The organism is Actinomycetospora sp. NBRC 106378, from assembly GCF_030269685.1.
Taxonomy (GTDB): domain Bacteria; phylum Actinomycetota; class Actinomycetes; order Mycobacteriales; family Pseudonocardiaceae; genus Actinomycetospora.
On record NZ_BSTT01000020.1, the window covers coordinates 44,665 to 58,311 of the forward strand.

A 13,647-nucleotide genomic window follows, 5' to 3' on the forward strand; every position below is an offset into this window, starting at 1 on the left:
CAGCAACGACGCTTTCCTGCCACGGGGGGACTACCGCCCCCGCAGCGCCTCCACCGTCGTCTGCACCCGCGGGTCGCGCAGCAGCTCGTCGAGTTCCAGGGGCAGCGGGATCCGCCAGTTCGGGTAGGCGTCGGTGGTGCCGGGCAGGTTCGGCTGGCGCACCTCGTCGAGCACGTCGGTGAACGACGCCAGCACGATCCGCGACCCGGCGCCCGCGAGCAGCCGGTGCATCGCGGCGACGATCGCGCCCTCCGAGCGGTCGTCGCCGAGCACGCCCTGCGAGACGAGCAGCGCGATCAGCTCCTCGCGCTCCCGGGCGGCCTGCTCCCGGGCCGCGTCGACGTCGGTCAGCAGCCCGGCCTCGTCGCGGATGCGCACGTGCTCGTCGCGCAGGAACCCGACGGCGGTCGGCAGGTCGTGGGTGGAGATCGTCCCGAGCGTCATCTCCTCCCACTGCGACGGCGGGAGCAGGTCACCGTCGGCGTCGCGCTGGAACCACAGCACCGCGCAGCCGAGCATGCCGTTCTCGGCCAGCCCCTCGGTGACCTCCGGCTCGACCGTCCCCAGGTCCTCCCCGACGACGACGGCGCCGGCGCGGGAGGCCTCGATCGCGAGGACCGCGAGCATCGCCTCGGCGTCGTAGTGGACGTAGGTGCCCTCGGTGGCGGGGCGGCCCGGCGGGATCCACCAGAGCCGCCAGAGCCCGGCGACGTGGTCGATCCGGACGCCGTCGGCGTGGCGCAGCACGGCGCCGAGCATGTCCCGCAGCGGGCCGTACCCCGCCTCCGCGAGCCGGTCGGGGCGCCACGGGGGCAGCGACCAGTCCTGGCCGCGCTGGTTGAAGTCGTCCGGCGGGGCGCCCACGTGGACGCCGGGTGCCAGGGCGTCCTGCAGCGCCCACGCGTCGGCGCCGTCGGGCGCGCAGCCGACGGCGAGGTCGGCGATGAGCCCCACCGGCATCCCGAACGTCGCCGCGTGCGCCTCGGCGAGCTGGTGGTCCAGCAGGTACTGGCACCAGCCGTGGAAGGAGATGCGGTCGGCCAGCTCCGCGCGGGCCGCCTCGATGCCCGGGCCGTCGGGGGAGCGGACGCCCTCGGGCCAGGTGCGCCACTCCGGGCCGTACCGCTCGGCGAGCGCGTACCAGGTGGCGACGTCGCGCAGGGCGGCCGGGAGCGCGGCGACGACGGCGCGGTGCTCGGCGGCGAGGGCAGCGTCGGGGTCGTCCGCGTCCCCCACGGACGCGCCCGGCACCGGCGGCAGATCGTGCTCCAGGCCCGGCGTCGCGCCGACCGACACCGCGAACGGCCGCAGCAGGGAGAGCGCTGCGCGCTTCGCGGACCAGACGGCGTCGTAGTCGATGAGGTCGGTCGGGTCCGACTCGCGCAGGACGTCCGAGTCCGGCGCCAGCCGGTCCACCGCGTGCCGCACGTGCGCGGGCGCCGCCCGGTAGGCGGGCGTGGCGCTGACCCGCAACGACACCGGGTGCAGGTAGCGCCGTGACGACGGCGAGTACGGCGACGCCTCGACGGTCGGCTCGAGCCGCAGCGCGTGCAGTGGGTTGCAGAGCACCGCGCCCGCGCCCTGCCCGGCGGCCGCGGTCAGCAGGTCGCGCAGGTCGACGAGGTCCCCGCAGCCCCAGGAGCCGGGCGAGTGGAGGGAGTAGAGCTGCACCATCCAGCCCCACGTGCGGGGCACCTCGGCGAGGCGCGGCGGTGGTGCCAGCACCGTGGCCTCCTCGTGCCCGCAGACCACGCGGTGGTAGCCCACGGGGAGGTCGGCGAGCGTCGACACCCGGCTCGTCGTCCCGTCCTCGAGGGTCAGCTCGCCCGGCTCGGGGAGTTCGACGGGCGCCCCGACGACGAGCGTGGGCGGCAGGGCGCCCTGCCGCCGGTTCGCGAGCGCGTCGCGGACCGCCTCGTCGGTGGAGGCGTCCACGTCGAGCGCGGCGAGGACGTCGATCACCACCCCGGCGTCGACGTCCACGTCGCGGTCGCCCGCGTCGCGGTAGCGGGTGGCGACGCCGTACGCGGCGGCGAGGTCGGCGAGTTCAGCGCTGACGCCGGGCACCGGGCTCCTCTCGGGGGTGGGACGACGAGGCTCCCAGTCCTACCCGCTGGCAGGCGTGAGGACCCGCCGAACCGGAGGTCTCCGGCCCCGTGACAGGAAAGCGTCGTTGCCGTCACCCGGTGACGGCAACGACGCTTTCCTGGCGTGGGGAGGGCTCAGCTCGTCCGCGGGTGCGGCACGCGGGCGGTGAGCGGCCGACGGTTGGCGACCAGGCGGTCGGCCACGTCGGAGGCGGAGGTCCGCGGCCGGCGCACGGTGGCGAGGGCCTCGATCTGGGACCGGGTCAGGGGGACCGTCCCGTCGAGTGCGGTTCCGGCCTCGGTCGCGGACCAGCCGCGCTCGAGGAGGAGGTGGACGAGGGCCAGGGCCGACCCGCGGTCGCGCCGGGCGCGGGTCGCGAGGGAGCCGAGGTCACCGGGGAGGACCCGGGGGAGGACGGCGGTGTCGGGGACATCGGGGACGACAGCGGGGAGGCTGGAGTCATCGGCGGCGGGCCGGGTGGAGATGGGATCGAGGAGCACGGTCACCTTCCGTTCGACGGCAGGAACGTCATCGCTAGCAGGATCGGCACCCTGTGTGACAGGCAAACGCTTCGGCCGTCACACGGAGGTCAACAGGCCACGCTCCCGGAGCACCGGGATCGACAGGGTGCGATAACCGGCATCGTCGAAGAGGACGACGACGCTGTCGTCCGCGACGGTCTGCACGACCCCGCGCCCCCACTCGTCGTGGCGGACGGCCTCTCCGGGGGTGGGCTCACCGTGGGACGCGCCGGACCGCCCGCCGGGATCGCCGACGTCGCCGGCGTCACAGTGGTCGCAGTTGCCGCACGCCGCGTCCCGGGCCTCGCCGAGCACCTCGAGGAGCGTGCGCCGCCGACACCCCGTCCCCTCCGCGTAGCGCCGCACCAGCTCGACCTTCGAGCGCTGCCGCTCCCGGCTGCGGGTCACGAGTTCGGCGGCGGCCCGGGCCACCTCGATGGCGGGCGCCTCGTTGATCCCCGCGAGCAGTCGTCGGCCCGGGGCCTGCACGACGCTCCCGCCGACCACCAGCGCCGGGATCGCTCGCGACAGCGCGGCCTTGGACAGCCCGGCCGCGTCGGCCAGCTCGGCCTGCGCGACCCCGTCGTCGTGCAGGCGGATCGCCTCGACGACCGTGGCGAGGGCCGCCGCGCGGGCGTCGCGGCCGGAGGCGAAGAGCTTCGGCCGGGCGAGGTCCTGCGGGCGGTGGAACATCACCGCGTGCGCGGAGCCGCCGTCGCGCGCGGCCCGGCCGATCTCCTGGTGGTAGGCGTCGATGGAGGTCGGGACGTCGCCGTGGACGATCCAGCGGACCCCCGGCTTGTCGATGCCCATGCCGAAGGCGCTGGTGGCGACGACGACGGAGAGGTCGTCGGCCATGAAGGCGTCCTGCACGGCCTGACGTTCCCGCTTGCGCAGCCCGCCGTGGTAGGCGCCGGCCGTGACGCCCGCGTCCTTCAGCCGGTCGGCGAGCAGCGTGGTGTGGCCACGGGTGGTGACGTAGACGATGCCCGGGCCGGAGGCGGCGAGCACCGCGTCGACCACCTGCCGCCACTTGGCCTCCTCGTCGTGCACCAGGTGCACGGCGAGATGCGTCTGCGGCCGGTCGACGTCGCGGACGACGACGCAGGCGTCCGGGATCCCGAGGAGGTCGAGGATCTCCTCGCGGGCCGGCACCGAGGCGGTGGCGGTGAGCGCGAGGATGCGGGGCGAGCCGAGCGCCCGCGCGGCCGGCGCGAGGGCGAGGTAGTCGGGCCGGAAGTCCGGTCCCCAGTCGCTCACGCAGTGCGCCTCGTCGACCGCGAGCAGGGTCGGGGCCGCGCCCGCGAGCTCTCGCAGGACGTCGGGCCGCGCCAGTTGCTCGGGCGAGGTCACGAGGACGGACATCTCGCCCGCGACGAAGGCGGCGAGCGCACCGCGTCCGTCCTCGGAGTTGAGGGCACCCGCGGCGACACCGGCGTCGGTCAGGTGGGCGACCTGGTCGCGGTGCAGCGACAGGGTCGGCGACACGACGATCGTGCGTCCGCCGAGCAGGTCGCCGGTGATGGCGTAGATCGCGGTCTTGCCCGCGGCCGGGGGGAGCACGGCGAGCGTGTCGGTCGTCAGCGCGGCGAGGATCGCGTCGCGCTGTCCGTCGCCGAGCTCGGCGCCCGCACCGAGGAACCGTGCCACGGCCTCGTCGAGGTGGGCCGCCTCGGGCGGGAGGGGGCCGCAGGGGCCCTCGATCCGCGGGTCGTCGGCCGGCGCAGCTGCGGTCACGGCGCGGGGGTGGGCACCGATCCGTCCCTCGAAACACCGGTTGCAGGGGCCTTACCAGCGGGTACGCCGGGCCGGTGACGCTGACGAGGGTCGACCCCCACGGGCCCGGACTCGGTCGCCGCCGCCGGGGGAAGGGCTTCAGCTACTTCGACCTGTCCTCGGCCGAGGCGGTGACCGACGCGGAGACGCTGGACCGCATCACCGCACTGGTCATCCCGCCCGCCTGGCGTGACGTGTGGATCTGCTCGCGCGCGGACGGGCACATCCAGGCCGTCGGGACCGACGCCGCCGGCCGGCGCCAGTACCGCTACCACGCGGAGTGGACCGAGCAGCAGTCCCGCGAGAAGTTCGAGCGGGTCGCCCGGCTGGGGGCGCAGATGCCCGAGGTCCGCACACAGCTCCAGGAGCGCCTCGAGGCCGACGGGCTCGGCCGCGACCGTGTGCTGGCCGGGGCCGTGTGGCTGCTCGACCTCGGGGTCTTCCGGGTCGGCGGCGAGGAGTACGCCGAGGGCGACAAGTACTCCGAGGCCTCCTTCGGGCTGGCCACGCTGCGCCGCGAACACGCCAGCGCCCGCCAGGACGGGTCGGTGCAGTTCCGCTACGTCGCGAAGGCCGGCGTGCCGCGCACGCTGACGATCGCCGACCCCGCCACCCACCGCCTGGTCACCTCCCTCAAGCGCCGGCGCGGGGGAGGGGACGACCTGCTCGCGTGGTCGGCGACCCGGCAGCGCAAGCGGGTGTGGCACGACGTGACCGCCGACGACGTCAACGACGCCGTGCACGAGCTGGTCGGCGACGAGTTCACCGCGAAGGACCTGCGCACCTGGAACGCCGGGGTGGTCGCCGCCGTCGCGCTGGCCACCCAGGTCGGGCCGGACGGCGCGCCCCCCGGCGCCGAGCGCAAGCGCAAGGCCGCCGTCACCCACACCATGAAGACCGTCGCCGGGCAGCTCGGCAACACCCCGGCGGTCTGCCGGCGTTCCTACGTCGACCCCGTGCTCGTCGAGCACTTCGAGGCCGGCCGCACCGTGCTCGACGCGATCCGCGAGGCCGACCCGACCGATCTCGCGATGCGGGAGCAGGTGGAGGCCGCGGTCCTCGAGCTGGTCACCGACCGCGGCTGACCCGTCCGCCTCGGCGTCAGGCGCCGACCGACTCCGGGGTCATCTCCGACCAGATGGTCACGCCGTCGGGGTGGCGCCGCAGGCCCCACTCCCGGGACACGGCCGCCACCATCGCGAGGCCGCGGCCCCGCGGGGAGGAGGTCGGCGGTGCGGTCCAGGTGTCGGCGGCCGGGATGCGGTACCCGACCCCGTAGTCCCGGACGGTCACGCGCAGCGTGGCGGCCCGGCTCTCGATCTCCACGACGGAGGCGCTGGTGGCGTGCTCCACGGAGTTGGTGACCAGCTCCGTCACGACGATCTCGGCGGCCTCGCGGACCGAGTCGGACACGCCCCACCGGGTGCAGGTCTCGCGCACGTTCTGCCGGGCGCGGCCGGGGGCGTGCGGGTCGACGGTGAAGCGCCACCAGTCGCGCAGCAGCTCCGGCCGGTCGTCGAGGTGGGCGAGCGCCTCCGCGACGTCGTCGAAGACGGGGACGCGGTGCGTGGTCCCGGAGCCGGTCAGCAGGGCCGCGAGCGAGGGATCGGGCGCGACGATCGCCAGGCAGGCGGAGGGCCACCCACCGGTGCGGGCGAGTGCCTCCGTGAAGACGTGCACCACGGACGCGTGCCGGGGCCGGAGCTCCGCCGTCTCGAGGACGACCCGCTGGTGGCGGACGAGCAGATCGGCCAGGTGCGCCACGAACTGCTCACGGTCGCCCCGGTCCAGGTCGCCCCGGACCGTCGCGACGACCGCGCCGCCCGACGACGGGACGGCGCGGGTCTGCCACGCGAGCTGCTGCACGATTCACCTCGCGGCCGTGATACCCCCGCCCGGCGCGGCGCAAGCGCCACCGTCGGCGACGATGTCCGATCCGGTCGGGCGGTCCCGGAACGGGCGGCCGGGACGGGTGGTCGCAGCGCGGCGGGAGCGCGGCCGGGCCATGATGGACGCCATGAGCAGCGACGCCGCCGAGGGCGCCGAGGGCGCCGAGGACCGTTCCGGCAACCCGTCCGCCCTGGCCGCCGCGGCCGCCAGCGGAGCGGGCGACGGCGCGGGCACCGCGGAGCTGGTGGAGTCACCCGGCGCGGTCATGCGGGTGGCCGGGATGGTGGGCAAGCTCATCGAGGAGGTGCGCTCGGCGCCGCTGGACGAGGCCGGCCGGGCCCGGCTCGCCGACATCCACGCCCGGTCGATCAGCGAGCTCGGGCAGGGTCTGGCGCCGGAGCTGCGGGAGGAGCTGGCGCGGATCTCGCTGCCGCTGGGCACCGACGAGGTGCCGTCCCAGGCCGAGCTGCGGATCGCGCAGGCCCAGCTGCTCGGGTGGCTCGAGGGGCTCTTCCACGGCATCCAGAGCGCCGTGCTGGCCCAGCAGATGTCTGCCCGCGGACAGCTCGAGCAGATGCGTTCGGGGCGACCGGGTCGGTCCGGCGCCGCCCTGCCGGGAGGGGCCGGTCCCGCCGAGGGCGGGCAGTTCGGCGGGCAGTACCTGTGACCACCCGCCGTGGTCGCCCGGCGGGGGCTCAGCCCTCGAGGACGACCTCGCCGGCGCGCGGACGACGCAGTGCCGAGCGGCGCTCGTCCTCGGTCAGGCCGCCCCAGACGCCGTAGGGCTCCTTGGTCGCCAGGGCGTGGCGACGGCAGGGCTCGAGCACGGGGCAGCTCATGCAGACCTTCTTGGCCTGGCTGGCGCGCTGCTCGCGCCGCGGACCACGCTCGCCGTCCGGGTGGAAGAAGAAGCTGGAGTCCATGCCGCGGCAGGACCCGTGCAGCTGCCAGTCCCATTCGTCGATGATCGGGCCGGGCAGCAGACGCACATCAGCCACGGGAACCTCCAGGCCTGTCCGAACGGGCGTCGGTGGTCACGTGGTGACCGGCCCGACGGGATCGTGGCCGGTATAACCGTCCACCGTCGATCACAAACCAGATCGCCTCACCCGGTCGGACGCGGTTCCCCCCTGGTCGTGTCGTGCGTCCGGTGGGCACCGTGCGACCGAACTGCGACCCTGCGTCGCGGGTAGTGTCCGCACCGGTGGGTATCGTGCGGCCACCTGAGGAGTCCGTGGTCCAGGACGGCACGGACCGCCAGAGCAGTTTCGAGGAGTCGGTGCATGACTGACAGCGCAGGGAACGGGGGGCGGGAGGCCGTGGCCACCGAGGAGGAGTACTCCACCGAGGAGCCGATGGGAGTCGACGTCCAGCGCTCGGGTGAGACGTCGGTCATCCGCCTCACCGGCGAGATCGACATGCTCACCACGCCGGCGCTGCGGGCCAAGGTGACCGAGGAGCTCGCCGCCGGGCTGTCGGTGCTGGTACTCGACATGCTCGCCGTGGAGTTCCTGGGGTCCAGCGGGCTGGCGCTGCTGGTCGAGGCCCTCGACGAGTCGCGCAACCGTGGGGTCGCGCTCCGGCTGGTGGCCGACAGCCGCCCCGTGAGCCGTCCGCTGCAGGCCACCGGGCTGACGGATCTGTTCGAGATCCACACCACCGTCGAGGACGCCCTCGCGGCCTGACCGCGGACCGCATCACGCCGGTCGGTCGTCGGTGCGCGTCGTGCGAGGACACGCCGCGCGAACCGATGGTGACCAGCGGCGTGTGCGCCGATACGGTGACGCGGCGGGGCGGGCCCCGTCGCCCACTTCCCCGGACGTCGCGAGACGTCCCCCGAACCGCGAACGGAGACCAGCAGTCGTGCAGATGCCCGATTCGCAGCAGCGCGTTCCCGAGGTTCCCGCCGCGGGCGTGGCGACCGAGGTCGACGGCCTGCCCGACGTGTCGAGTCTCGCGGAGGTGCCGAGCCCCGTCGAGGTGCGCGTGCACGCCGACCCGGCCCTGATCCCCTCGGTCCGCGCGGTGGCCGCGGACCTCGCGGCCCGGGCCGACTTCGACCTCGACGCGGTGTCCGACCTGCGGATGGCGGTCGACGAGGCCTGCTCGGCGCTCGTGCCGCTCGCGAGCCCGGGCGGTCAGCTGCGGTGCGGGTTCACGGTGATCGACGGGCGGGTCGCGGTGGTCGCCCGCGTGCCGGTCGACCGGCCCACCTCGCTGCGTCAGGACACCTTCGGCTGGCGGGTGCTCGACACGCTCACCGACGTCGCCGAGGTGCTGGACCGCGACCCGTCGTGGATCGGCATCCGACTGCTCAAGGACCGGACGACGACGTGAGCGTCCCCGCCGAGCAGGAGAAGCGGGACGACTCCTATTCCCATCTCGCCCCCCTGCTCGCGGAGCACGCCGGCCTCCCGGTCGGTGACAAGCGCCGGGAGGCGCTCCGCGACCGGCTGGTCCAGGGCTACCTGCCGCTCGCGCGTCACATCGCGCGCCGGTTCGCCCAGCGCGGCGAGCCGCAGGAGGACCTCGAGCAGGTCGCCACGGTCGGCCTGATCCACGCCGTCGACCGGTTCTCGCCGGAGCGCGGGTCGGACTTCCTGTCCTACGCGGTGCCCACGATCACCGGCGAGGTCCGTCGTTACTTCCGCGACAAGGCGTGGTCCACGCGTGTCCCGCGGCGGCTCAAGGACCTGCGCCTGGCCATCGGCTCCGCGATGCCCGCGCTCTCCCAGGAGCTCGGGCGCGCCCCGACGGCGGGCGAGCTGGCCGAGCGGCTCTCCAAGCCGCGCGAGGAGATCCTCGAGGCGCTCGAGGCGGCCAACGCATACCGCTCCAGCTCGCTCGACGACATGCTCGTCGACGACCCGTCGTCGGGACGCCTCGCCGACGTGCTCGGCACCGACGACGACGAGCTCACCCAGGTCGAGCACCGCGAGACCGTGCAGCCCGCGCTGCGCCGGCTGCCCGAGCGGGAGCGGACGATCGTCATGCTGCGGTTCTTCGGCGGCATGACCCAGACGCAGATCGCCGAGCGGGTCGGCGTCTCGCAGATGCACGTCTCGCGGCTGCTCACCCGCACCCTCGCGACGCTGCGCCAGGAGCTCTCCGAGGGCGGGAGCTAGCTCCGCACCGTGTGGCCCTCGCCCTCGTGGCGGGTCCGCCCGGTGCGGGCGAGCAGCTCGAGCAGGGGCACGGCCACCCGGCGGGTCGTGCCCAGCGCCTGCCGCGCGGTGGACACGGTGAACGGCTGCTCGAGGGTCGCGAGTACCTCGACCGCGCGGTCGGGGGCGTCCGGCCGCAGGTAGATGCCGTCGGCGACCCGCAGCAGCTCCCCGGCCTTCACGACCGCGCCGAGCTGCCTCGCCCCGAGCCCGAGCTCGCCGAGCCGGTGCGCCTCGGGAGCGAGGAACGGGGCCTCCGCCAGATCGGCGACCACCGTCGCGACGGCCTCCCGCACCGCCGTCGGCAGCCCACCGTCGCCCGGGCGCAGGATGCGGCCGCCCTCCTCGACGAGGTCCGGGCAGCGGGCGAGCACCAGCGCCACGAGGCGCTGGTCGGGCAGGTCGAGGCCCCGCTGCGCCGCTCGGGTCGGCAGACCCGGCTCCAGCGGGTCGGCCGCCGCGTGCGCCGCCACGAGCTCCGGCAGCCGGGCGGCCAGCGTCGCGAGGTGCTCCGGGTCGACGTACCAGCCCGCCGCGGCGGGGGTTCCCGACGGCGGGTCGGCGAGGCCCAGCCCCGCGAGGTCGGCGGCGCGGAGGACCCGTCGTCGGGAGAGCTCGACGGCGGTGTCCGGGGTGCCGTCGCTCGTCGCAAGCTCGCCGGCCCGGGCGCGCGCGGCGCCGCGGCGGCGCAGCTCGGGCGGGCGGACGTCGAGCACGGTCACCCCGCCGAGCACCGCGTGGGCACCCGGGTCGCGCAGCAGGGCGCGGTCCCCGGGGCGCAGGGGGAGCGGCTCGCGCAGGGTGAGGCGCACGGTCCGCGAGGAGTCGGAGGCGTCCGGGGCGTCGTCGCGCGAGAGCGGCCGCACCCGGGCGGCCACGGCAGCGGAGCCCGCGTGCACCATGACCTGCGACGGCAGCTTCCCGACGGCGTCCGTCCCCCGCGGCGGGTGCACGCGCACGTCGATCACGCCCGCCGCGAGCCACCGGCCCGGCGAGAGCAGCGCGTCGCCGCGCGAGACGTCCTCGAGCGGGACCCCGCGCAGGTTCACCGCCACCCGCGCGACCGCCGCCGCGGCGTCCACCGGCGCCCCGAGCGACTGCAGCCCGCGCACCGCGACCGTCCGTCCCCCGAGCTCCAGCTCGTCGCCGACGGCGATGCTGCCCGCCCCGAGGGTGCCGGTCACGACGGTGCCCGCGCCCCGGATCGTGAAGGCGCGGTCGGCCCAGAGGCGGACGTCGGCGTCGGGCTCCGGGTCGGGGAGCCGCCCCGCGAGCGCGACGAGCTCGGCCCGCAGGTCGTCGAGGCCCTCGCCGGTGGCCCCGGAGACGCACACCGCGGGCAGCCGGCCGAGACTCGACTCCGCCAGGTGCTCCAGGGCCTCGTCGCGGGCCAGCTCGGGGTCCATGAGGTCCGACCGCGTCACCACGAGGACGCCGTCGGACACCCCGAGCGCGTGCAGCGCGTCGAGGTGCTCGCCCGACTGCGGCATCCAGCCGGCGTCCGCTGCGACCACGAACATCGTCGCGGGCACCGGCCCGACCCCGGCCAGCATCTGTGTCACGAACCGCTCGTGGCCCGGGACGTCGACGAACGCGACCTGGCCCACGTCGGGCAGCGTCGTCCAGGCGAACCCGAGGTCGATCGTCATGCCCCGCCGACGTTCCTCGGCCCACCGGTCGGGCTCCATGCCGGTCAGCGCGCGGATGAGCGTCGACTTGCCGTGGTCCACGTGCCCGGCGGTCGCGAGCACCTTCACGACGACGACCCCTCCCCGCCGTGGCCCCCGGCCTCCTGGCAGGACAGCGTCGTTGCTGTCGTCGGGTGAGGGGAACGACGTCCTGCCACGGAGGGAGCCACCGCCTGCACCGCCGCGACGAGCCGCGCGTCGTCGTCCGGCAGCACCGAGCGCAGGTCGAGCAGGCACCGACCCTGCTCCACCCGCCCGACGACGGGGTCGTCCCCGGCCCGCAGCGCCTCGGCGTACGCCGCCGGGAGCGCGACCGCGGCGCTGGGCAGGTCCACGCCCGGCGCGCCGCCGCCGCCGACCTGCGCGGCGCAGTCGACGACCGCCCCGCCGACCGCCGCGGCCACTGCCGTCGCCCGGTCGCGCAGCGCGGACACGTCCGCCTCGAGCATCGCGCGCACCGGCGGGACGGGGCCGCGCAGCGTCGCCTCCAACGCCGCCAGCGTCAGCTTGTCCACCCGCAGCGCCCGGGCGAGCGGGTGCCGCCGCAGCCGGTGCACCAGCTCGGCGTCCCCGAGCAGCAGACCCGCCTGCGGCCCGCCGAGCAGCTTGTCCCCGCTCGCCGTCACGAGCGGGACGCCGGCGCGCAGCTCGGTCGCGGCGTCCGGCTCGCCGGGCAGCAGCGGGTGCGGCGCGAGCAGCCCCGACCCGATGTCGGCCACCACCGGCACGCCGAGCCCGGTCAGCTCCCCGGCCGGCACGCTGGACGTGAACCCCTGCACCACGAAGTTCGACGGGTGCACCTTGAGGATCATCCCGGTCTGCGGGCCGACCGCCGCCGCGTAGTCGTCGACCCGGACCCGGTTCGTCGTCCCGACCTCCCGCAGCCGTGCTCCCGTCGACTCCAGCAGCTCCGGCAGCCGGAACCCGTCGCCGATCTCGACCATCTCGCCCCGGGCGATCACGATCTCCCGGCCCGCAGCCAGCGCGGTCGCCGCGAGGATCAGCGCGGCCGCACCGTTGTTGGTCACGTGGACCCCGCCCGCGTCGGGCACGGCGTCCGCCAGCGCCGCCATCGCGCCCGCGCCCCGGCGGCCCCGGCCCCCGGTCGCCAGGTCGAGCTCGACGTCCGTCGTCCCGGCCGCCGTCACCAGCGCCTCCCGGGCGGCTCCCGAGAGCGGCGCCCGCCCCAGGTTGGTGTGCAGCACGACGCCGGTCGCGTTCAGCACCGGGCGCAGGCTCGCCGCGCTGCGCGGGAGGTCCGCGACGACGGCGTCGACCACGTCCTCCGGTGCGATCTCCCCGGCCCGCGCCTGCTGCTGCACGCCGAGCACGACGTCCTTCACCCGGGCCTTCCCGACGACCGCGACCGCGGTCGCCACGCGCGGGTCGGCGAGGACGGCGTCGGTGCGGGGGATCCGTCGCCGGGGGTCGGTGGTCACGCCGTCCAGGATCCACCCACCGCCACCACGACGGAGCACACCACCCCGATCAGCACCGTCCCGACCGTCACCGTCGCGAGCACCCGCACCGGGAACACCCGGCGCACCATGAGCAGCGACGGCAGGCTGATCGCCGACAGCGTCACGAGCAGCGCGGCGGCGATCACCGGCGACACCCCGGCCGCGAGGAGCGCGGCGACCGCGGCGATCTCGGCGCCGGTCGGGATCGGCAGCAGCGTCCCGGCCACCGCGAGCAGCACGACGATCGCGACGACCACCGCGCCGTGCGTCCCGGCGAGCCCCGCGCCGAGCGGGAACAGCACGCCCCGCAGCGCTCCGAGCACCACGACCAGCACCAGGTACTCCGGCAGCAGCCGCAGCGACAGCCCACCCAGCGCGACGAGGAACCGGACCGGCAGCGGGCGTCCGTCGTCGAGGGAGTCGGTCCCGACGGCGAGGCCGGTCGGGTCGGGGGCGTCGCCCGACCGCCGTGCGGCCAGCGCGCCCACCCCGACGACGGCGAGCCCGGCCGCCAGGCGCAGCACCGTCCACGGCCACGGCAGCACGAACGCGCAGAACACCAGCACGACGGGGTTGAGGGCGGGGCTCGCCAGCCAGAACGCGAGCGCCGCGCGGACGTCGGCGGCGCGCTGGCGCAGCCCGACCGCCACCGGCGCCGAGCAGCAGCTGCACATCATCCCCGGCACCGCGAGCGCGCTGCCGACGACCGCCCCGCGCCGCCCGACCATCCGGGCGGTCCAGTCCGCCGGCAACACCGTGCGGACGGCGGCGGCGAGCACGAGCCCGGTGACGAGGGCCGGCCAGATCGCGAGGAAGTAGGTGCCGGCGAACTCCAGGCCCGATCGCAGCGACACCCCGTCGGAGGGCAGGATCGACCTCCCGAGCGAGCCGGAGCCGGCCACCGACGGGACCTTCACCCAGTACGGCTGCCACTTCGCCCAGATCAGCAGCACCACCGCGAGCAGCGCCACGCCCGCAACCGGGATCCATGTGCGGCGGGGAGCCGTCGTCGTGGTCACGACGGTCGAGTCTGCGCGCCGTGCATGTCGTCCGCAGGACG

General features: G+C 75.8%; 13 protein-coding genes. 5 read left to right on the forward strand and 8 right to left on the reverse strand.

The genetic code is table 11. The features are described from left to right. Window positions 1-30: 30 nt before the first annotated feature. The 3 genes from malQ to QSK00_RS28125 all read right to left on the reverse strand — a co-directional run bounded on the left by malQ (window position 31) and on the right by QSK00_RS28125 (window position 4,346). The gene (gene malQ, locus QSK00_RS28115; protein ID WP_285596384.1) at window positions 31-2,067 is read right to left on the reverse strand and encodes a 4-alpha-glucanotransferase; all 2,037 of its coding nucleotides are present in this window, start codon (window positions 2,065-2,067) and stop codon (window positions 31-33) included. Window positions 2,068-2,222: 155 nt separating this feature from the next. Beyond that, on the reverse strand, window positions 2,223-2,588 hold the full coding sequence (locus tag QSK00_RS28120; protein ID WP_285596386.1) for a hypothetical protein: 366 nt from the start codon (window positions 2,586-2,588) through the stop codon (window positions 2,223-2,225). Between the two features lie 78 nt (window positions 2,589-2,666). After that, window positions 2,667-4,346 carry a RecQ family ATP-dependent DNA helicase gene (locus QSK00_RS28125; RefSeq protein ID WP_285596388.1) on the reverse strand — a complete coding sequence of 560 codons (1,680 nt, stop codon included), beginning with the start codon at window positions 4,344-4,346 and terminating at the stop codon, window positions 2,667-2,669. A 74-nt stretch (window positions 4,347-4,420) separates the two neighbouring features. Here QSK00_RS28125 and QSK00_RS28130 point away from each other — a divergent pair, with 74 nt between their 5' ends. After that, a complete protein-coding gene (locus QSK00_RS28130) occupies window positions 4,421-5,470 on the forward strand; it encodes a DNA topoisomerase IB (protein WP_285596390.1) in 1,050 nt (349 codons plus the stop codon). Between the two features lie 16 nt (window positions 5,471-5,486). Here QSK00_RS28130 and QSK00_RS28135 read toward each other — a convergent pair whose 3' ends face one another. Continuing rightward, window positions 5,487-6,251 (reverse strand): ATP-binding protein, encoded by a 765-nt coding sequence (locus QSK00_RS28135; protein WP_285596392.1) that lies wholly within the window; start codon window positions 6,249-6,251, stop codon window positions 5,487-5,489. 151 nt (window positions 6,252-6,402) lie between these two features. Here QSK00_RS28135 and QSK00_RS28140 point away from each other — a divergent pair, with 151 nt between their 5' ends. Then, entirely contained in the window at window positions 6,403-6,942 is a 540-nt protein-coding gene (locus tag QSK00_RS28140) for a proteasome activator (protein ID WP_285596394.1), read from the forward strand. A gap of 28 nt (window positions 6,943-6,970) precedes the next feature. Here QSK00_RS28140 and QSK00_RS28145 read toward each other — a convergent pair whose 3' ends face one another. Next, a complete protein-coding gene (locus tag QSK00_RS28145; protein ID WP_285596396.1) occupies window positions 6,971-7,273 on the reverse strand; it encodes a WhiB family transcriptional regulator in 303 nt (100 codons plus the stop codon). 285 nt (window positions 7,274-7,558) lie between these two features. Between QSK00_RS28145 and QSK00_RS28150 the strand changes: the two genes are divergently transcribed. The 3 genes from QSK00_RS28150 to QSK00_RS28160 all read left to right on the forward strand — a co-directional run bounded on the left by QSK00_RS28150 (window position 7,559) and on the right by QSK00_RS28160 (window position 9,400). After that, complete coding sequence (locus tag QSK00_RS28150) at window positions 7,559-7,960, forward strand: STAS domain-containing protein (RefSeq protein ID WP_285596398.1); 402 nt, start codon at window positions 7,559-7,561, stop codon at window positions 7,958-7,960. Window positions 7,961-8,144: 184 nt separating this feature from the next. Continuing rightward, on the forward strand, window positions 8,145-8,612 hold the full coding sequence (locus tag QSK00_RS28155; RefSeq protein WP_285596464.1) for an ATP-binding protein: 468 nt from the start codon (window positions 8,145-8,147) through the stop codon (window positions 8,610-8,612). Beyond that, the gene (locus QSK00_RS28160; RefSeq protein ID WP_285596400.1) at window positions 8,609-9,400 is read left to right on the forward strand and encodes an RNA polymerase sigma factor SigF; all 792 of its coding nucleotides are present in this window, start codon (window positions 8,609-8,611) and stop codon (window positions 9,398-9,400) included. Before QSK00_RS28155 ends, QSK00_RS28160 begins: the two co-directional genes overlap by 4 nt. Here the strand turns inward: QSK00_RS28160 and selB are convergent. The 3 genes from selB to QSK00_RS28175 are packed head-to-tail and all read right to left on the reverse strand — an operon-like array spanning window position 9,397 to window position 13,606. Next, window positions 9,397-11,196, reverse strand: coding sequence for a selenocysteine-specific translation elongation factor (gene selB, locus QSK00_RS28165; RefSeq protein WP_285596402.1), 1,800 nt, complete (start codon window positions 11,194-11,196; stop codon window positions 9,397-9,399). The genes QSK00_RS28160 and selB overlap by 4 nt on opposite strands. After that, a complete protein-coding gene (selA, locus tag QSK00_RS28170; protein ID WP_285596404.1) occupies window positions 11,193-12,566 on the reverse strand; it encodes an L-seryl-tRNA(Sec) selenium transferase in 1,374 nt (457 codons plus the stop codon). Before selA ends, selB begins: the two co-directional genes overlap by 4 nt. Next, window positions 12,563-13,606 (reverse strand): permease, encoded by a 1,044-nt coding sequence (locus QSK00_RS28175; RefSeq protein WP_285596406.1) that lies wholly within the window; start codon window positions 13,604-13,606, stop codon window positions 12,563-12,565. The genes selA and QSK00_RS28175 overlap by 4 nt, the downstream gene beginning before the upstream one ends. Between the last annotated feature and the right edge of the window lie 41 nt (window positions 13,607-13,647).